The following is an 18868-nucleotide window of genomic DNA, read 5'->3' as shown; positions in this document are numbered from 1 at the left end:
CATAACCACTCCTTACTCCATATCTACAGATCAATCTTATGCCTGTCGAGCAGTCTGTACTGTAATCAACTGTTCAATCTTCTCTCGCATTTCATCCGAGTCGGTCCCCATTATAATATGAATATGATGGCTAGATATTCTCATCAATCCGTATGCCCCGATCTGCATGAGCGCTGCTTCGTTAATCAGTGTATCGTTTCGAACATGCAGCCGCAGTCTCGTTATACACGCATCAACGTCCACGATGTTCGTTATACCGCCGACATGAACCAACAGCTGATCCAGCATACCATTGGAAGATCTCGTCGCATTCGGAGAAATGACTGCAGCAGGCAGCGGTTCCAGCTGCTCGCGCCCAGGAGTCTGAAGCTTAAAGTGGCGAATGCAAAGCATAGCCGTTCCGTAATATAAAGCGAAATAACATAGACCAAGCAGCAAAAGCATCCATTGGTTCTGGCCATTCTGCCATGTAATGATGAGATCAATGAATCCAGCAGAGAAGCCGAAACCTGCACGCATATGTAGCAGTGTGGTAATGATCATCGATAAGCCTGTAAATAGCGCATGTATTCCGTACAACAATGGCACAGTCAACATAAAAGCAAACTCCAAAGGCTCAGTTATGCCAGTTAAGAAGCTGGTAAGCGCCGCAGTCAGCATCACGGAAGCGATGCGCTTTCGATTCTGTGAATGAGCTGCATGCACGAATGCAAGGGCATAGCCTTGAAGCCCGAACATCATCACAGGGAAGAATCCCGTCATATACATGCCCGCGGTTGGGTCACCCGCATAATAGCGCCACAAATCGCCATTGACAACATTTCCGTTCGTGGAAACATATTCACCAAGCTGAAACCAGGCGATATTGTTTAGAATATGATGCAAGCCTGTGGGGATCAGCATTCGATTAATGAAGCCATATATTCCCGATCCCCACGCCCCTTGCTGTGTCATCCATATGCCAAAGTCCTTAATGTAGTTCTGAAGCACAGGCCATACCGCTCCGACAGCGAGACCAACGATAACCATCACGAGTGAAGTTGCAATAGGCACAAATCGTTTGCCGCCAAAGAAGCCAAGGGCGTCAGGCAGCTTGATCCGATGGAATCGCTTGTACATGATCGTCGTTATGGCGCCGCACAACATCCCCCCCAGCACTCCGGTATCCAGCTTCGCTGCTGCACTCGCTTCATAGAAAGTGATCACTTCACTGAATACAAAGTACCCTACCGCTGCGGCCAGTGCCGCAATTCCGCTTCCACCTGTCAAGCCGATCGCGATTCCAATCGCGAAGAAGATCGGCAGATGATTGAATATAGCATTGCCTCCCAGCTTGCATACGCTCACAATCGCTGCAAGCCATGGAGTATCCACCTGCATGTCACCGATACGCACCAGAATCGAGGCAGCAGGAAGAACTGCAATCGGGACCATCAATGAGCGCCCCATCTGCTGAACGTACACGAATATATTTCGTTTTGCTGCCATTCGCTTCATCATTCCTTCTTATTTAACTGCTCCAGCCATCATCCCGCTCGTAATTTGACGTTGATAGAGTATATAAATCATCAATACAGGTATAATCGAAATGAGCAGACCCGCAAACAATGCGCCCCACTCTGTTCTATATTGCATCTCTTCCATCATGACGGCGATTCCTACGGGGAGTGTATACTTCTCTGGATTGCTCACGATTACCGTTCCGAGAACATATTCATTCCATATATTCAATACGTTCATCATCCCAACTGAGATAAGTCCCGGCTTTGCCAAAGGCAGCATGATCCGAAAAAACACCCCGTAATGCGAGCTGCCGTCAATCGACGCTGCTTCATCTAATTCTTTTGGCATTGATTTGAAAAATCCTACTAGTACAAACACGCCAAACGGCAAGTTAGCTGCACTATAAACGAGGATGAGTCCGAACAGCGTATTGTTCACCCCAAGATCAGAGAGCAAGAAGAACAATGGGATTAAGCCCAGAATGATCGGAATCATCATGCTGGCTAGGTACAAATTATATAGAGCCTGACTGCCGCGGAAGTGGAATCTCGCAATGATATAGGATGTAGATGAAGCTAACAACAATGCAAGCACAGTACTGATCGCCGTAACGATTAATGAATTCATAAAATACGTACCCAGATTATAGTTAGTCCATACGTTGACAAAGTTCCCCCATTGCAGTGGAAATTCCGGCAAACTCCAAGGAGATTGGAGTATAAACTGCTGATTCGTCTTTAATGCCCCCATAACCGACCACAATAGCGGGTAAATCACGCACACCGTCCATACCGCCATTATTACATAAATCAGAATACGCATGATTGGATTGCTGCGCTTCTGCTGAACCGTATTGTGCACCGTAATTGCCTCCTTATGGCGTCAGCCAGACATCTCGATCGAATCCCGCTTCATCAAGCGCTGCAAGGCTAGTGTCGTAATGAGAGACAGTGTCAGGATTAACACGCCGATAGCCGATGCATATCCGAAGTGAAACTGTCTGAAGCCCATTTGATATAAATAAGAGCCAAGTACCTGCGTCGCATTATCCGGCCCACCCTTGGTCATAATCCACACGATAACGAAGGACCCATTCAAAGTCGTCATCACTACCCATAGAATGGATACCTTCACCTGCTCCCATATGAGGGGAAGCGTGATTCGCCAGAACTGCTGGCGCTCCGTTGCCCCGTCTATGCCGGCTGCTTCATACAGATCCCTTGGAATCGTTAGAATCGCCGCAATAGTCAGCACCATGACGAAGCCGATCCCTGCCCAGATGGATGGCGGCAGCAGCGACCACATAGCTGTATCCACATCACCCAACCATGGAGTTTGCACCTTCTCTCTCGTAAACAGTGATAGGAATTGATTCAAGAAGCCGATGCTCGGATTGTAAATATAGCTCCATAGAACACCGATCACAACCACCGACAATATATTAGGGATGAAGAAGACAGACCGGAAAAAGCCGGTTCCGCGCAATCGGAACCGAGTCAGCACGACCGCAAAGAATACGCCTAAGCCGACAATGCCTATGACTTTCCAGAACACTAGGAAATAATCATTTAGTATAGCTGTACCAATAATTGGATCCTTGACCAGCTCCTTGTAATTATCCAAGCCGATCAAGTTATGTGTCTCCGATCCGCCTGACCAATCGGTAAAGCTGTAGTACAAGCCATGAAATATCGGATATATCATGAATAAGCAAAAGAACAGCAGCGTAGGTACGGTGAACACGAACATAAACACTTTCCGCTTCGTCTTCCATTTCAACCCGCCTGCCCGCAGAGCTTGATCTATAGATGAATTTCTCGCAGTCGGAGCATCGTTCATGTTCAATCCCTCCTTATTGAAAAATAAATATGCGCCGCACCGATCGCATTATGCGGAAGCGTGCTACAGTATACGGCGCACATCTCCAAATATGATCACTTCTTAATCTGTTTGGAAGCGCAGCTTATTACCCTTTCAGCAGCAACCTATTTCCGATATTTCGCAGCTGCTTCTTCCATGCGGTTCATCCAATCTTCCGGCGTAATCTTACCGATCATCAAGGCAAGGGTAGAATCCTGCTTCACCTTGTCTACATCTGCATTCAGTTCTACGAAAGGAGCGACAATAGTCTGATCTGAGCTATATACTTTCATTGCTGTCTTTACGAGGCTGCTCGCTTTCGAGTTTTCCAGATCTACCTTCAGGTTGCTCATAGCGCCTGTCTCTTCAGCCCAAGCGATCGCGGATTCCTTCTGGAACAGGAACTCTAGGAATGCTTTTGCCGCTTCAGGATTCTTCGCTTTCTTCGAGATGCCTACCGTTGCGGTAAATGGAATGGCGACAGACTTACCGGCTGGCGCTTGTGTGATTGATGGCAGGAATGAGAATTGGAAGTCCGCAGGAACATCCTTTTTCATTTCATTTTCTAGCCATAGACCGTTAGGAATGAACGCATTCTTATGCTGCAGGAACAGCATCTGTGAGTCTGTGTGATTGATTGCAGCAGAAGCGGGATCTATAATGCCGGAATCCCGAATCGCTACCATCTGATCCAACGCCTTCTTCACCGCATCGCTCTTGAAGACGCCTTCTTTCAGCGCTGCCATATCCTTCAATATAGATGTGTCATTATTGTTGTTCACGACAAATGCGGAATCCAGAATTCCGCCATGGAAGTAGTAAGGGTACATACCCGTATGAATCAGAGGCGCTGTAACTTTTCCAGAGTCCTTAATTATCTTGGATACATTCATGAAGCCTTCGAAGTCTGCAGGCGCTTTCCAGCCGTTATCATCGAACAATTTCTGGTCATAGAACACGCCCCAGGAGCCAAATACGAATGGAATCGTATAGATCTTGCCGCTATAGTCAATTGGCTTCAAGTACAGTTCATCAAGGATTAAGTTGCCGTCAGCATTTTTCGCTTGCTTGATATAATCCGTTAGGTCCAGCAATTGATCGTCAAGCACCATCTGGGTTGCGTTAGAACCTGCACCGTCAATGTACACAAAGTCAGGCGTATCCCCTTGAATCCATCGCGGCTTCATCTGTTCATTAATCTTCGGACCTGCCGATTCCTTGATCTTCAAGTCAGGATACTGTTTCTGGAATGCTGCTATAATACGCTTCCAACCTGCGTCACCATAACCGCCAACGAAATATTGAATCTCGAATTCTCCAGAAGTTCCACTCTTCTTCTTCTCACCGCATCCAGCTGCCAATGTCACAAGCAGTGCACTAATCAATAGCAGCACTATCGTTCTGTTCCACTTTTTCTGTGGCTTGTTCATTCCATTACCCCTCTCATGAGCGTATTTATTCGTAAGGAAACGCTGCGAACGGCAAAAAGGGCATACGTTAAGAAGCAGTCGGATTCCGACTCAACTTCCATAACGGATGCCCTTTCGGTAACATGTTATGTTTGCATGTAATGTAATTGTCCATTCGTTCAGCAATTTCGCTTCACTAAATGGGATAATATACCTCTTTATACTATTTGTCAACGGTGGCCAAGCCTACGTCTTAGTCTTAGTCTTAGTCTTCGATCGTCGACAAGTCCCCTGTAGGCAGGTTCAATTCCCAAGCCTTCAATACACGGCGCATAATCTTGCCGGAGCGCGTCTTCGGCAGCTTATCCTTGAACTCAATTTCGCGTGGAGCAGCATGAGCGGACAAGCCTTCCTTCACGAACTTCGCGATGTCAGCCTTCAGCTCATCAGATGGACTGAAGCCTTCACGGAGCGAAATGAACGCTTTGATGATTTCTCCGCGCATCGGATCAGGCTTGCCGATAACGCCTGCTTCAGCAATTGCAGGATGCTCGATCAGCTTGCTCTCGACCTCGAATGGACCTACCCGCTCGCCCGCTGTGTTAATAACATCGTCGACGCGGCCTTGGAACCAGAAATATCCTTCTTCGTCCATATAGGCGGAGTCGCCGGAAACATACCAGCCTTCCCACTGGAAGTACTCCTGATACTTGGACGGGTTGTTCCAGATCTTGCGCATCATCGATGGCCAAGGCGTGCGAATCGCTAAGTTACCCATGCGATTCGGCGGCAGCTCATTGCCTTGGTTATCAAGGATTGCAGCTTGAACGCCTGGGAGCGGACGCCCCATAGAGCCTGGCTTGATCGGCATGCTAGGATAATTGCAGATCAATTGAGCGCCCGTTTCGGTCATCCACCATGTATCATGAATGCGTTGATTATATACCTTCAATCCCCAACGAACGACTTCCGGGTTTAACGGCTCACCCACGGAAAGAACATGACGCAATGAGGACAAATCATAATTCGCAATAAAGTCATCTCCCGCTCCCATTAGCATCCGAAACGCAGTTGGAGCGCTGTACCATACGGTTACGTTATACTTTTGAATCGTGTTATACCAATCCTGCGGACTGAAGCGGCCGCCGCGTACAACGCTCGTTGCGCCGTTCAACCACGGCGCGAATATGCCATATGAAGTTCCGGTTACCCAGCCCGGATCGGCTGTACACCAGTAGATGTCGTTATCTTGAAGGTCAAGAACGATCTTACCTGTGTAGTAGTGCTGTATCATGGCATTCTGTACATGAAAGACACCTTTTGGCTTGCCAGTTGAGCCGGACGTATAGTGAATAATCAAGCCATCTTCGCGATCCATCCACTCAATCTCCGTCTCTTCTGCAGCAGCCAACATCTCAGCGTGATAATCGATTACGCCTTCATCCTGTCCAATATCATCGCCTACGAGAATGATATGCTTGAGCTCTGGCAGCAGATCGCGATGTACGCGATGAACAAGTGCAGGCGACGTTATAATCGCGACCGCCGAGCTGTCCTCGAGTCGATCCTTTACCGCCGTCTCCATGAATGCTTCAAATAATGGACCTACAACCGCGCCTACTTTCAATACTCCAAACAGGCTAAAATAGAGCTCCGGCGAACGCGGTAAGAAGATAAATACCCGCTCTCCCTTGCCAATGCCATACTTGCGCAGGACGTTTGCGAATTGATTGGACTTGCGGCTAATGTCCGCGAACGTATAAGACTCATCGCGCGTCGCATCGCTGTACAGCAGCGCTGTCTTATCGCCGCGACCTTCCGCTAGGTGACGATCAATCGCTTCATAAGCCATGTTGACTTTACCTGTCTCATACCAAGTAAAGTGCTTCTCAATGCTGCTCCAATCAAAATTAGCCTGCGCTTCCTCAAAGCTTGCTAAATTGGAATTTGTGGCGGTCACCGCCACATTTTCTCCTTGAACGTTACTCATTTGGTTTCATCCTCCTGTTTCTGTACATCTTCATGACATAAATAATGGTATTTAACCGCTTACATTAAACCGATGTCGTAGGACGATGATGTTGTTCATGATGTCAAGGGGAAATGTTTGAAATTTTTAAAACATATTCATTATATCACAACCTATTATTTTCCGCCTATAATTTTCCTTTTCAATTGTTCCTTTTTTTGTTATAACCGAATTGAAGCCTAAAAGGAGTTGTCGCCCATGGAACATCATAAATGTTACAACGCCGAGATTATCCCCTATCAGGACAATATGGTGATCATCGAAGGTCCAGTAAAGCCGGAGGCGCTGCGAGCGCTTGAGATGCATCCTGGCCTTAACGCATTTCGCAGACCGAACGAACAGAAAGAAGCGCTGATAGAGATTGCCGACCTGCCGGAAGGGCGCATCATTATAGCTCGCTTCGGTCAGATGATCGTAGGATACGTGACCTTCCATTATCCAGACGAGCTCGAACGCTGGTCTGAAGCCAAGATGAACGACCTGATTGAGCTGGGAGCCATCGAGGTGGCCAAAGATTTCCGCTCTCTCGGACTCGGGAAGAAGATGATTCGTCTTGCCTTCACAGATGAGCAGATGGAGAATTACATCGTATTCACAACTGAGTATTACTGGCATTGGGATCTGGACGGCACAGGCTTATCTGTGTGGGATTATCGTAAAATGATGGAACGATTAATGAAATCAGTAGATATGATCTGGTATGCGACGGACGATCCTGAGATCTGCTCGCATCCTGCCAACTGCTTGATGGTGCGCATCGGCAAGAACGTGCCCCTCTCTTCCAAGGAGCAATTTGACCGAGCACGCTTCCAGCAGCGGTTCATGTACTAATATGTACTGGGGAGGAAGCAGTTCATGAACAGTCACACAGGAGCGGTCTACGTGTTCCATCCTGACGCGCTGAAATATCGCTTCAATGCGGAACACCCATTTGATCAGACGCGATTAATGATGACTCACGATTTGCTGAGCCGGATCGGAGCCATACAGCTGGACAAACATCTAGTCCCGGCGTCGGCCTCATTGGAAGCGCTTCAACTCGTTCACCGTTCCGATTATATCGAAGCGGTTCAGCAGTTGAGCAAGCCGCTACCTGATCCCGACTGGATCGTGCGAGCCGATGCTTACGGACTTCATACCGAAGATACACCATACTTCGAAGGCATGCATACTGCCGCGGCCGCTATTGTTGGCGGAACAGTCGCTGCATGCGAGTCTGTTATGTCAGGACGAGCTGAACATGCCTTGCATCTAGGCGGCGGCCTGCATCACGCTTTTCCCGATAAAGGCGCAGGATTCTGCGTGTATAATGACGCGGCTGTAGCTATTGAGACGGTCAGGCAGAAGTATCAAGCTAGAGTCTTATACATCGATACGGACGTGCATCATGGGGATGGGGTCCAGTGGTCATTTTACACCGATGCGAACGTCTTGACTTATTCCATTCATGAGACAGGCAAATACTTGTTTCCTGGAACAGGCTTCGTGCATGAGCGCGGAGTTGGCGAAGGCTTTGGAGCTTGTGTTAACGTGCCGCTTGAGCCCTTTACCGAGGATGAGTCTTGGCTTGAGACATTTGCAGCGACGATTGAGCAAGTTGCCCGCGCCTTCAAGCCTGATCTAATCGTCAGCCAGCACGGCTGTGATGCGCATGCCTTCGATCCATTGTCACACATGCACTGCAGCATGAAGATATACTCGGAGATGCCGAAGATTATTCATCAATTAGCACATACCTATTGCGATGGAAAATGGGTTGCGTTGGGGGGCGGCGGCTATGACATATGGCGAGTCGTTCCGCGAGCCTGGAGTCTGCTATGGCTGGAAATGAGCGATCATCCGCTCGCCCAGCAGCTTGCAGTCGATCCGTTGAAGCCCATCGACGAGGAGTGGGTACAGAATTGGCAGACACATTCGCCTGTTATGGTGCCGACGACATGGCTGGATCCTGTAGATCATTGGGAGCCGATGCCTCGACGCGAAATTATTCGTCATAATAACGCTAAAGTAAAAGAGCTTGCACTTGAATATATGCGATAAACAATAAGAGCTGTCGGCTTGCCTATAAGAAATAGGAGACCACAGCTCTTATGAATGAATTACATATTACTAAGCATATGTTGCACGATTCGGAACGAATTCTCAGACGCCTTCACCGTAAACTCCGCAAAATTGACATGAGCAGAACCGTCCGCTTTATCTGACATCGAACGTATGATGACGAACGGTACAGCGTTCACCATACAAGCCTGTGCCACTGCCGCGCCTTCCATTTCCGTACATGCCCCTTGGAACGTCTCATGGAGTTCGCGAACCTTATCCCGACTCGCAATAAACTGATCCCCAGACAGCACAATTCCGAGCTTATACGAGTTCGGCACCAACTGCTGGCACACACGTTCAGCTAATGATACTAACCCTTCATCCGCCATAAATGTGGAGTTCGCCTGGTATGGGATCTCACCTAGCTTAAAGCCAAGCGCTGTTACATCCATATCGTGCTGAATACACCCCGTAGAGATGACGATATCACCGATATCCAAGTCAGGTGCCACGGCGCCTGCAACACCCGTAAATATAATGCGCTCAACATGAAAACGATCAATCAACACCTGTGTTGTAATCGCCGCATTCACTTTGCCGACACCTGATTTGCATATAACGACTTGATGGCCGTTCATGTTCCCAGTGTAATATCGATTGCCCGCTTGAGCGTCTTCTTTCACCGTGTCTACTTGCTGCAGCAGCAATGCAATTTCCTCATCCATCGCTCCGATAATACCTATAATCATACTTCATAACCTCCATAGACACGTTATTCACTATATGGCTTGGATATCTCCCAAACATGCAAAAGGCCCCGTATCCCGGGGCCTCGCGCCGCAGTGCAAATTATTCGTTCACACTGCTTACCGATAGACGTAAGATCGTCTCATGTGGCAGCGTAACCTGAGCATGCTCCACATGTTCTTTCTTCATCAGCTTCGTCAATAGACGCATCGCTACCGCACCGATGTCATACATCGGTTGAGCAACTGTAGTTAACTGAGGGCGAACCATAGATGCCATGCGGACATTGTCCACACTGATGACCGAGAAGTCTTCAGGTACATTAAAACCAGCATCTTGGATACAGTGAATTGCGCCAATCGCCATTTCATCTGTTGCAGAGAAGATCGCCGTCGGCTTCTTTTTTAATCCAAGGAAATATTTCATCGCTTCAATTCCGGATTCATATCGGTAGTTGCCGATACGAACCAGGTCTTCCTTGTACTCGATTCCTGCTCCTTCAAGCGCTTTCTTATAACCTTGGAAACGAGCGTAACCGTTAGCAGGATCCTGCAGCGTACCGCTGATCATCGCGATATCGCGATGTCCATGACGAATCAGCGTATTAACTGCGTCAAATGCCGCCGCTTCATGGTCGATATCGACAGACGGAATAGCGCCATTATCATCCTTCGTCGCACATAGTACAATCGGCACAGATGCTGTGCGGAATGCCTGTATATGATCTTCAGTTACAACGCCGCCCATAAACAGCAGTCCGTCAACTTGCTTCTCAAGCAAAGTGTTGATTACCCGAATTTCCTTTTCCTTCTTCTTATCCGCATTACACAAAATAATATTGTAATGGTACATATTCGCGATGTCTTCAATACCACGAGCGATTTCTGCGAAGATAGAATTAGAAATATCCGGAATAACAACTCCTACTGTAGTCGTTTTCTTACTAGCAAGTCCACGGGCAACCGCATTCGGGCGATAACCTAAACGCTCAATCGCTTCATACACTTTCTTGCGAGTTTGAGGCTTTACGTTTGGATTGTTGTTTACAACCCGGGAAACAGTCGCCATCGAGACTCCTGCTTCTCTCGCTACATCATAAATAGTTACCGTCACGATACTTCTCTCCAATATGCAAAGTATTTAGTTCGTTATCACAACTTAACATTTATGATACGCTATTTTCAGAAAATCCGCAACGACACGTCCTGTTTTCCACGAAAATTGTCACAGATTAGCACAGTTCAGACAGTACAGGCTCCAGTTTATCATAACGAATGGCGTAATGAGATTGGTTCCACAGCACTTTTTGGTCCTGCAGCACAAGAACTTGCGGTGATTCATGCTTGATACCCACTAGATTCGCACACGCAAGTGACACATCACGGTTCTCGACTACATAAATCAGACCGAACGTTATCCCGCGGTCTTGAAAGTCTGCCTCGATCTTCTTCATCTCTTCATTCGCTGCAGAACTTATAGGACAACGAGTGCTATGTTTAAACAGCACGAGCGGTTTCCCTTCCGATTGCTGGATCATCTCCTGCAATGCCTCTTCCGATTGAATCGCGATCATGGATCTGCCTCCTCATATATACAATAGCACTCTGCAATCTCGGCAATGATTAACCGTTAATTTGCGTACTATCCTATTTTAACCCTACTCTGATTGGATCTAAAACAACTAACTTGTCTTAATCTGCGTTCAACATCCTCCATCCAAGTCATATCTCCCCATGTCTGCGCCAGCAAATAAACGTCAAGCAATTGATTTACACGCTCTTGAGCTATTTTCTCGAACGATACAGAAAGATTCTCGTCCTCATGCTCAAGATATTCTTTATATACGCTCGCTAATTCCTGCTGCTCATCGAACTTAACCTTGATGCGTTTAGACGACGTAGACGGCGCATTTTCATTCACCTGCTGCATAATGTCAATGACATCCTGTTTAATCTCTGTCACGAGTTCGGAATGCTCGCAGCTTGAACAGGTATATACAGGAACGTGCATAATCATAATCTTTCTTGCATATACAATCGTGCGTAGTGTTACTTCCATTTCTCGTCCACACTGGCATCGTTTATTCACTTTCATTCACCCCTAGATAATATTTATAAATATATGTGTATAAGTGAATATTAATTTTTCTCTATAAACGAAAGACAATAACCTATATTTCTGCTTCGATTGTCATTCTCCTGCTTAGGTAGAACTTGAATTTATTTACACTACTAGAAATGCATCTCCGTATGGCAATGATATATATCACTTTTCATAGCTTGAAATTACTAATCTATATGTACTTATACCTATATATATCTATAAACACAACTGGAAAATAATAATTCATTTGAATTGAAAAGGGATAAATTGGCACTAATTTCGCGCCTTAAAATGTAAAAAGTATGGCATCAAGACATGGGCTTTCAATCCCAGTGCGACTGTACAGATAGAAAAAGCAGCTCCCTAAGTAGAATAATCTACATAGAGAGCTGCTCTATTCCCATTATGTCGTTATGGAGCTGCGCTGGAAGCCGCATCCTCGTTAGAAATTGGCGGCGCTAGTTCAGGAGGCGACTCCAAGCCCAGAACTTGCTCCAGCTCGGCTTTACTTCGGCATGCATACGCTTGCTCCGTGACCTGCAACGACTGCTCATATTGAGCCCGTCTCACCGCAGCCTTGACGCGCGGAATGGAACGCGATGACATACTCAATTCGTCAATGCCAAGCGCAATCCATAACGGTACCGCTCGCGGATCGCCGGCCATTTCTCCGCAGACGCCTACGGATATTCCACGCCGCTTCGCACCTTCTACCGCATGGCGAATGAGGCGAAGGACTGCAGGATGATAAGGATCGTACATGTGCGCGATCTGCTCATTCATCCGATCGACAGCCAGCGTATATTGAACCAAATCATTGGTCCCTATGCTGAAGAAATCAACTTCCTCAGCCAACAGATCAGCGGTCGCTGCAGCAGAAGGTACTTCGATCATAATGCCGATCGGAAGCATCTCATTAAACGGAAGCTGTTCTATGCGCAGTTCACGTTTCGCTTCCTCCAGTATCTCCTTAGCGGCGATAATCTCTTCGATTGAGCTGATCATGGGAAACATCACTTTAACTTGTCCATGCGCGCTAGCGCGCAGTATCGCCCGAAGCTGAGTCTTGAACACATCTGTACGATTTAAGCAGATGCGGATCGCGCGATATCCGAGAAACGGATTATCCTCTTCCGGAATCTGCAAATATTCCATCGGCTTGTCGCCGCCAATATCAAGCGTACGAATGATGACCGATTGATCTGTAAACGCTTCGGCTACTTCGCGGTATACCGTATACTGCTCGATTTCACTTGGCGGATAAGATCGATCCATATATAAGAATTCGGTTCGGAACAAACCGATACTCTCAGCGCCGTTATGAATGGCGATATCCAGCTCACGAGTTGAGCTGATGTTAGCCGCTAGATGAATCCGATGCCCATCTATCGTTTCCGCAGGCAAATCATTCATCTTGGACAGCTCTTCAGCTTCCTTCACATACTGATCGCGTCGTTCCTCATACCACGTGCGGATATGGTACTCCGGATTCAGGAATACAAACCCATGCTCCCCATCCACGATGACCGCGTCTCCCGTTTGAATCGGCTTGCTCAGCTTGCCTTCAAGACCAAGCACCAATGGAATGCCGAGAGCGCGCGCCATAATAGCGGAGTGAGAGGTTCGTCCACCTTGCAGCATGACAATGCCGAGCACATTTTTCGGATTCAAATGGACAAGCTGTGACGGCGACAGCTCCTTAGCGACCAATATATAAGGCTGAGTATCCGTTGGAAGTGTGATCTCTGGCGCGCCAAGCAGATGCTTCAACAGACGGTTGCCCACATCCTTAATATCAAGTGCCCGCTCCTTCATATACTCATCATCCAGCAAATCGAACATCGTGACGAAATGATCGATCGCCTCTTTCACGGCAACTTCGGCCGCCTTATATTGGCGTTGGATAATGCCCTGAATCTCATTCATGAATATCGGATCTTCCAATATAGCCAGATGAGCGTCAAATATCGACGACTCTTCCGTTCCAACCATATCTTTGATCTCTTTCTTGATGAATTCTATCTCATCCTTCGATGATCGGATCCCTTCATACAATCGCTCGAATTCCCTTGCCAGGTCGGTAGGATCCATCTTTTCTTCCGGTACATCCCACTCCCAAGTTGGAAGTACAAAAGCCTTGCCTATTGCAATACCTGTTGAAGCACCGATACCTTTGATTTTTTGGGTCAATGCTTCTCACCTCCGCGACTTTCATCCATAAGAACTACAGACAGAATAGACGCCTGCCCTTTCTTAACCGCACCATATGGAGCAATGCTCCAAGATGCGACTTTGTTACTATTCGTAATGACCATTGGCGTAGCCAACGACAAATTCTTCTTCTTAATATATGCCATATCAAATCTAATAAGCAGCTGTCCTGATTTCACTCCATCACCTTCCTGCACAACAGCCTGAAAACCAGCGCCATTTAACGATGAAGTTTCGATACCGATATGAAGCAGCACCTCTAAGCCTTCAGGCGTTTCAATCCCTATTGCATGCATGGTCGGATAAATGTGGCGTATAACGCCGGCTACTGGAGATACAAGCTCACCCCTGTCCGGATAGAAGGCGACACCATTCCCTACAATCTTCTTGGCGAAGATCGTATCAGGCACATCTTCGATCGGAATCATGCGACCCTGCACTGGCGCAACGAACCATACCTGCTGAGCATTGCGCTGCAGACGCCTCAGCATTTCATCGCGAATGACCTCAGAATAAGTACCGAATACCACCTGGACATGACCGCCGCCCAATCGTATGACTCCAGCCGCTCCTAATGTGCGCAAGGCATGCCGATCAATCAGCTTCTCATTGTTGACTCGCAACCGCAGGCGTGTGATGCAGGCTTGAATATCAATTAGGTTATCCTTGCCTCCGAGCGCACGAATAATAAGCGGTGCCCGATGCACGAGATCACCAGCCATATCGTCCAGCAGACTGCCATCAACCCGGCCAGGCGTAGGAATCTGAAAACGTTGGATCGCAAATCGAAACACGACATAATAAACAAGCCCGAAAGCGATACCGATCGGAATTAACCACAACCCGTGTGTGGAAAGATGGAAATTCATCACATAATCGATCGCCCCGGCGGAAAATGAGAATCCATGCAATATACCAAGCTCCGCAGTGAGCCACATGGCAGCGCCTGATAGCAGCGCGTGTACGATAAACAGCAGCGGCGAAGAGAATAGAAATGCGAACTCTATCGGCTCCGTGATGCCTGTAAGCATCGATACAAGCGCGGCATTATAATACGTTTTGCGAACCTTAGGCCTTAAATCCTCCCTTGATTCATGCACAATCGCCATTGCGACAGCCGGCAGGCCAAACATCATGATCGGATACAGCCCTGCCATATACATTCCTGCAGTTGGATCGCCAGCGAAGAACCTTGGCAAATCGCCCGTTACCGTTATTCCCGCTGCATCAGTATAGCTGCCAAGCTGAAACCAGATTACATTGTTCAACAGGTGATGCAGCCCGAAGGCAACAAGCACTCGATGAAGCACTCCGTACAAAAACACGCCGAAGCTCCCCATCTTGACTAATTCTTGCCCTAGAAATTCGATCCCTTGGTTAATCGACGGCAGCGCCAATGTCAGAAGATAGGACATCCCTACAGACACTAACGCCATTACGAGTACAACAAATCGTGAACCGCCAAAAAACTGTATGTATTCCGGAAACTGTAAGGTACGGAATTTTTCATGTACGAATCCGGCCATTAAGCCGAATAAGATACCAACAAAAATTGTCGGCTCCGGCGCGATCACACTCGCATCAACCCATAAACCAGGTAAACGCGTGTAGATAAATATACCGATCAAGCCAGCCAATCCAGCGATCCCTGAATTGTTGGACATTCCAAGAGCCACACCAACCGCAAAGAAGTATGGAAGCAGGCCAATCAGCGTCCTGCCAGCACTGGAGAACCAAACAGCAGCGTCATCTAATCCAAAGAGACCGAGCAATTGCCCAGCCGCGAGGAGAACTGCAACAGCTGGCATCACCATCATAGGCTGCATAAGCGAGCGTGAAAGCTGCTGTAATGACCCTAACTGATTCAACTACGATCCCCCCTTGATCAATTGAATGAATTACTGAATATTCATTGGTTGGAGTGTCTCGATGTCTCTATAATCGTGAAAAGCCGAAGCTCAGCCCCAGACTTTCGGGAGCGTCACTCCGGCTCTACGTGAAATAACGCGTCAATGGCTTCATTATTATAACACGGATGAGCGTTATCACCTATTAACTTCAATCATTCTTTTTCCACAACGCCGTCTGGGTGTCTTCTATTTGCCTTTTGGCAGCAGAATAGCGTCCATAACCTTAATGCAAGAGTCCATCACGACCTGCAGACCATGTTCCTTTGCATAAGCCGCAGCTTCCTCATTCACAACACCTTGCTGCATCCAGATCGATCTCGCACCGACAGCTACAGCATCCTTGGCGACATCCAAGCAGTACTCACTGCGTCGGAATACGTTGACGATATCGATAGGCTCAGGAATGTCCTGCAGTGTAGGGTAACACTTCTCGCCTAATATCGTCTCAGCCTTAGGATTGACCGGTATTATGCGATAGCCCTTATACTTCATAGCTTGAGCTACCATATGAGAAGTACGGCTGGGATCATCCGACAAACCGACTACAGTGATCGTCTTGCTGTTCTGCAGCAGCTGCTTGATTGTATCTTGAGAAGGGTGTTCATAGGCCATTTCATATTCCTCCATTCCACTATTCCATTCATCACTCAGAATGAATATAGATTAAGCTTCAATCCATTCTACTTGAGCGCCTAGAGCTTGTAAATGATCGAAGTAGTTCGGGTAAGACTTCGCTACATGATGCGCATCCTTGATGCGAATAGGCTGTTTGGAGCGCAAGCCCACTACTGTGAGCGCCATGATGACACGGTGGTCGAAGTGAGCATTGATCTCCACTCCTCCTTCAACACCTTCCGGACGGCCGTGGACAATAATCTCGGCCTGGCGCTCTTCCACATGGGCTCCGGCTTTGCGCAGTTCGGTCACATAATCCGTTATGCGGTCGCATTCCTTGTAACGCAGATTCTCTACGTTATAGAAGCGGGATGTTCCCTCCGCAAATACCGCAGCTGCTACCATCGCCAATACCGCATCTGTGGCGGCGTCGCCGTCGAATTCAACCGCCTTGAGCTTGCCTGCGCTCTTGACGTGGATATTGTTCTGTTCGTGCGTAAGCGGCACTTCCATCATACGAAGCACATCAACGATCGCGCGTTCACCCTGCTTGCTGTCGGGAGTCAAGCCGCGCAATACGACGTCTGATTGTGTCACCGCTGCGGCAGCTAGAACTGCCGCTGAACCAGGATAATCACCCTGAACCGTATAATCACGCGCTTGATAGCGCTGACCGCCCGGAACGCGATAATGCATCAGATCATCGCTGGCTTCAATGACGATCCCCGCTTCTCGCAGCACCTCCAGCGTCTGACCGACAACGACCTTGGACTTGAGGTCATCCGTAACTTCGATCGTGCTGTCTTCAGGCAGAAGCGGTGTTAAGAATAATAAGGAGCTCAGGTATTGAGAGCTGATGTTGCCCGATACCGTGATCTTCCCGCCGCGAAGACCGCCGCCGCGAATCGTAATTGGCAGCTTGCCGTCACGGTGCTCGACTTCGGCGCCCAGCTGCTCCAGCGCTGTGATCAGATCATGATGCGGACGCTTGCCTAGCGATTCCGGATAAGCATTCACGAAATTTACTTCCGGCAGAAGCGAGGCGATACCCATCAAAAAGCGCAATACGGCGCCTGCATTCCCCACATTTAGTTCCTGAGAAGTCGGAATAAGCTGTGGACGGCTGCCGAATCCCGTTATCACGATCTTCGTCTCATCTTCCACCAGCTTAGCGCCCAGATCCTGCAAGCAACGGCGCATAGCATCGCTGTCTTCACTGTGAGCTGGATAATAGATAGTGCTTGTACCTTCCGCCAAGGCGGCAACTAACAGATACCTTGTCGTATAATTTTTAGAAGAAAGTGCTTGAATATCGCCTTGCAGCTTATCTGTTGGTCTCACAATAACATCCATAATCCCACTCCTTAATTATCTTGGATCAACACCTATATCTATGAATACAGATTGACAAAATAAATACTGCTTCGTATCATTTCCATGAGAACATATGATATATGTCACACTTCAAGCGCATAGCTTCCGCCAACAATATTATTCACCATGATGAAGGAGAACTGTCGATGAATCCAGTTAAACAGATCAACGTCGTAGACTTAATGGCTCGATTGGCCGCTGAGCCGTCTGCTGAGCCGACTATAGTAATGATTGACGTCCGCGAGCACGAAGAAGTCATTCACGGCATCATTCCAGGAGCCAAGCATATCCCGATGAATGAAATTCCTGCACGTATTGAAGAGCTTCAAGAGCATGAGGAAATCATCTTTATCTGCCGCAGCGGTTACCGCAGTGATCGTGTATGCGAATATTTGCAGCGGCAGGGATATAATGGCGTCGTTAACCTAGAAGGCGGCATGCTTGCCTGGATGAACGCGGAAGGTCCTATAGCGTAATATTAGCGCTATTAAAGCCCATATATGCAGCAATGACCGCTTCCGTAATCTGTTCTACCCTCATATGATCGGTAGCTACGGAAGCATGAGCAAAGTCGTACTTGCCGCTGCGCTCCGCCATTAAGCTTCTCACACGCTCTGACGCGTCACCCTGCAACAGTGGACGGTTGCGATCGCCCCTCACGCGCTCGATAATCGTAGCCGTCTCCGCTGTCAGATGGACAACGCAGCCGCACTCGCTCATCACGCGGCAGTTCTTCTCCCGCAGCACAGCGCCTCCGCCTGTAGCAATCACTAACCGCTGCTGCCCCATCAAGCGGGACAGCGCAAGGCTCTCAGCGTCCCGGAAGTATGCTTCCCCCTCCTGCGCAAATATGTCCGGAATGCTTCGTCCTTCCTGTCTTACAATCTCTTCATCCAAATCAACAAAGTCATACTTCAGCCGATCTGCGAGACATACACCGACGGTTGACTTGCCTGTACCCATAAATCCAATTAACACGATGTTGAATGCGCGCGCTTCCGTCAGCATCTCACTTCACTCCTAGCGTTAAACTTCCCATATGATACCATAGCGGTAATTATTTC

At 48.0% G+C, this 18868-nt stretch carries 17 protein-coding genes; 3 read left to right on the top strand and 14 right to left on the bottom strand.

Annotated elements, in window-relative coordinates; all coding sequences use genetic code 11:
- Positions 1–36: 36 nt before the first annotated feature.
- The 5 genes from AC3WTP_RS03815 to acsA all read right to left on the bottom strand — a co-directional run bounded on the left by AC3WTP_RS03815 (position 37) and on the right by acsA (position 6762).
- On the bottom strand, positions 37–1488 hold the full coding sequence (locus tag AC3WTP_RS03815) for a PTS transporter subunit EIIC (RefSeq protein ID WP_492393240.1): 1452 nt from the start codon (positions 1486–1488) through the stop codon (positions 37–39).
- Between the two features lie 18 nt (positions 1489–1506).
- Positions 1507–2325 (bottom strand): carbohydrate ABC transporter permease, encoded by an 819-nt coding sequence (locus AC3WTP_RS03810; protein WP_492393338.1) that lies wholly within the window; start codon positions 2323–2325, stop codon positions 1507–1509.
- Between the two features lie 60 nt (positions 2326–2385).
- Positions 2386–3342, bottom strand: coding sequence for a carbohydrate ABC transporter permease (locus AC3WTP_RS03805; RefSeq protein WP_492393239.1), 957 nt, complete (start codon positions 3340–3342; stop codon positions 2386–2388).
- 146 nt (positions 3343–3488) lie between these two features.
- A complete protein-coding gene (locus tag AC3WTP_RS03800) occupies positions 3489–4793 on the bottom strand; it encodes an extracellular solute-binding protein (RefSeq protein ID WP_492393238.1) in 1305 nt (434 codons plus the stop codon).
- Between the two features lie 244 nt (positions 4794–5037).
- Complete coding sequence (gene acsA, locus AC3WTP_RS03795) at positions 5038–6762, bottom strand: acetate--CoA ligase (RefSeq protein WP_492393237.1); 1725 nt, start codon at positions 6760–6762, stop codon at positions 5038–5040.
- Positions 6763–6999: 237 nt separating this feature from the next.
- Here acsA and AC3WTP_RS03790 point away from each other — a divergent pair, with 237 nt between their 5' ends.
- Both AC3WTP_RS03790 and AC3WTP_RS03785 read left to right on the top strand, forming a co-directional pair.
- Positions 7000–7632 carry a GNAT family N-acetyltransferase gene (locus tag AC3WTP_RS03790; protein WP_492393236.1) on the top strand — a complete coding sequence of 211 codons (633 nt, stop codon included), beginning with the start codon at positions 7000–7002 and terminating at the stop codon, positions 7630–7632.
- Positions 7633–7656: 24 nt separating this feature from the next.
- Positions 7657–8841 carry an acetoin utilization protein AcuC gene (locus AC3WTP_RS03785; RefSeq protein ID WP_492393235.1) on the top strand — a complete coding sequence of 395 codons (1185 nt, stop codon included), beginning with the start codon at positions 7657–7659 and terminating at the stop codon, positions 8839–8841.
- 59 nt (positions 8842–8900) lie between these two features.
- Here AC3WTP_RS03785 and AC3WTP_RS03780 read toward each other — a convergent pair whose 3' ends face one another.
- From AC3WTP_RS03780 to aroA, 8 genes are all read right to left on the bottom strand, one after another.
- Positions 8901–9593, bottom strand: a complete 693-nt coding sequence (locus tag AC3WTP_RS03780; RefSeq protein ID WP_492393234.1) for a 5'-methylthioadenosine/adenosylhomocysteine nucleosidase — start codon at positions 9591–9593, stop codon at positions 8901–8903.
- Positions 9594–9693: 100 nt separating this feature from the next.
- Entirely contained in the window at positions 9694–10704 is a 1011-nt protein-coding gene (gene ccpA / locus AC3WTP_RS03775; RefSeq protein ID WP_492393233.1) for a catabolite control protein A, read from the bottom strand.
- Between the two features lie 118 nt (positions 10705–10822).
- The gene (ytxJ, locus tag AC3WTP_RS03770; RefSeq protein ID WP_492393232.1) at positions 10823–11164 is read right to left on the bottom strand and encodes a bacillithiol system redox-active protein YtxJ; all 342 of its coding nucleotides are present in this window, start codon (positions 11162–11164) and stop codon (positions 10823–10825) included.
- 68 nt (positions 11165–11232) lie between these two features.
- Positions 11233–11679, bottom strand: a complete 447-nt coding sequence (locus AC3WTP_RS03765; RefSeq protein WP_492393231.1) for a hypothetical protein — start codon at positions 11677–11679, stop codon at positions 11233–11235.
- 426 nt (positions 11680–12105) lie between these two features.
- Positions 12106–13884, bottom strand: a complete 1779-nt coding sequence (gene ptsP / locus AC3WTP_RS03760; protein WP_492393230.1) for a phosphoenolpyruvate--protein phosphotransferase — start codon at positions 13882–13884, stop codon at positions 12106–12108.
- Positions 13881–15773: a glucose PTS transporter subunit IIA gene (locus AC3WTP_RS03755; protein ID WP_492393229.1), complete on the bottom strand. Its 1893-nt coding sequence runs from the start codon at positions 15771–15773 to the stop codon at positions 13881–13883. The genes ptsP and AC3WTP_RS03755 overlap by 4 nt, the downstream gene beginning before the upstream one ends.
- A gap of 228 nt (positions 15774–16001) precedes the next feature.
- The gene (locus AC3WTP_RS03750; protein ID WP_492393228.1) at positions 16002–16427 is read right to left on the bottom strand and encodes a CoA-binding protein; all 426 of its coding nucleotides are present in this window, start codon (positions 16425–16427) and stop codon (positions 16002–16004) included.
- Positions 16428–16478: 51 nt separating this feature from the next.
- The gene (gene aroA, locus AC3WTP_RS03745; RefSeq protein WP_492393227.1) at positions 16479–17783 is read right to left on the bottom strand and encodes a 3-phosphoshikimate 1-carboxyvinyltransferase; all 1305 of its coding nucleotides are present in this window, start codon (positions 17781–17783) and stop codon (positions 16479–16481) included.
- 167 nt (positions 17784–17950) lie between these two features.
- On the opposite strand from aroA, the gene AC3WTP_RS03740 reads away from it, so the two are divergent.
- On the top strand, positions 17951–18280 hold the full coding sequence (locus AC3WTP_RS03740) for a rhodanese-like domain-containing protein (RefSeq protein WP_492393226.1): 330 nt from the start codon (positions 17951–17953) through the stop codon (positions 18278–18280).
- Here AC3WTP_RS03740 and AC3WTP_RS03735 read toward each other — a convergent pair.
- Positions 18270–18812: a shikimate kinase gene (locus AC3WTP_RS03735; RefSeq protein ID WP_492393225.1), complete on the bottom strand. Its 543-nt coding sequence runs from the start codon at positions 18810–18812 to the stop codon at positions 18270–18272. The two genes, AC3WTP_RS03740 and AC3WTP_RS03735, sit on opposite strands and share 11 nt — an antisense overlap.
- Between the last annotated feature and the right edge of the window lie 56 nt (positions 18813–18868).

Source organism: Paenibacillus sp. EB106-04-04-XG159, from assembly GCF_058791835.1.
The sequence above is the reverse complement of the archived record's forward strand: the minus strand, read 5'-3'. Positions and strand labels throughout refer to the sequence as shown.

Coding starts and splice junctions, on each gene's coding strand:
- AC3WTP_RS03780 (WP_492393234.1), bottom strand. CDS start 9,593: ATGATTATAGGTATTATCGGAGCGATGGATGAGGAAATTGCATTGCTG.
- AC3WTP_RS03790 (WP_492393236.1), top strand. CDS start 7,000: ATGGAACATCATAAATGTTACAACGCCGAGATTATCCCCTATCAGGAC.
- acsA (WP_492393237.1), bottom strand. CDS start 6,762: ATGAGTAACGTTCAAGGAGAAAATGTGGCGGTGACCGCCACAAATTCC.
- AC3WTP_RS03735 (WP_492393225.1), bottom strand. CDS start 18,812: ATGCTGACGGAAGCGCGCGCATTCAACATCGTGTTAATTGGATTTATG.
- ytxJ (WP_492393232.1), bottom strand. CDS start 11,164: ATGATCGCGATTCAATCGGAAGAGGCATTGCAGGAGATGATCCAGCAA.
- AC3WTP_RS03815 (WP_492393240.1), bottom strand. CDS start 1,488: ATGGCAGCAAAACGAAATATATTCGTGTACGTTCAGCAGATGGGGCGC.
- AC3WTP_RS03810 (WP_492393338.1), bottom strand. CDS start 2,325: ATGCGTATTCTGATTTATGTAATAATGGCGGTATGGACGGTGTGCGTG.
- AC3WTP_RS03805 (WP_492393239.1), bottom strand. CDS start 3,342: ATGAACGATGCTCCGACTGCGAGAAATTCATCTATAGATCAAGCTCTG.
- AC3WTP_RS03750 (WP_492393228.1), bottom strand. CDS start 16,427: ATGGCCTATGAACACCCTTCTCAAGATACAATCAAGCAGCTGCTGCAG.
- aroA (WP_492393227.1), bottom strand. CDS start 17,783: ATGGATGTTATTGTGAGACCAACAGATAAGCTGCAAGGCGATATTCAA.
- AC3WTP_RS03740 (WP_492393226.1), top strand. CDS start 17,951: ATGAATCCAGTTAAACAGATCAACGTCGTAGACTTAATGGCTCGATTG.
- AC3WTP_RS03785 (WP_492393235.1), top strand. CDS start 7,657: ATGAACAGTCACACAGGAGCGGTCTACGTGTTCCATCCTGACGCGCTG.
- AC3WTP_RS03800 (WP_492393238.1), bottom strand. CDS start 4,793: ATGAACAAGCCACAGAAAAAGTGGAACAGAACGATAGTGCTGCTATTG.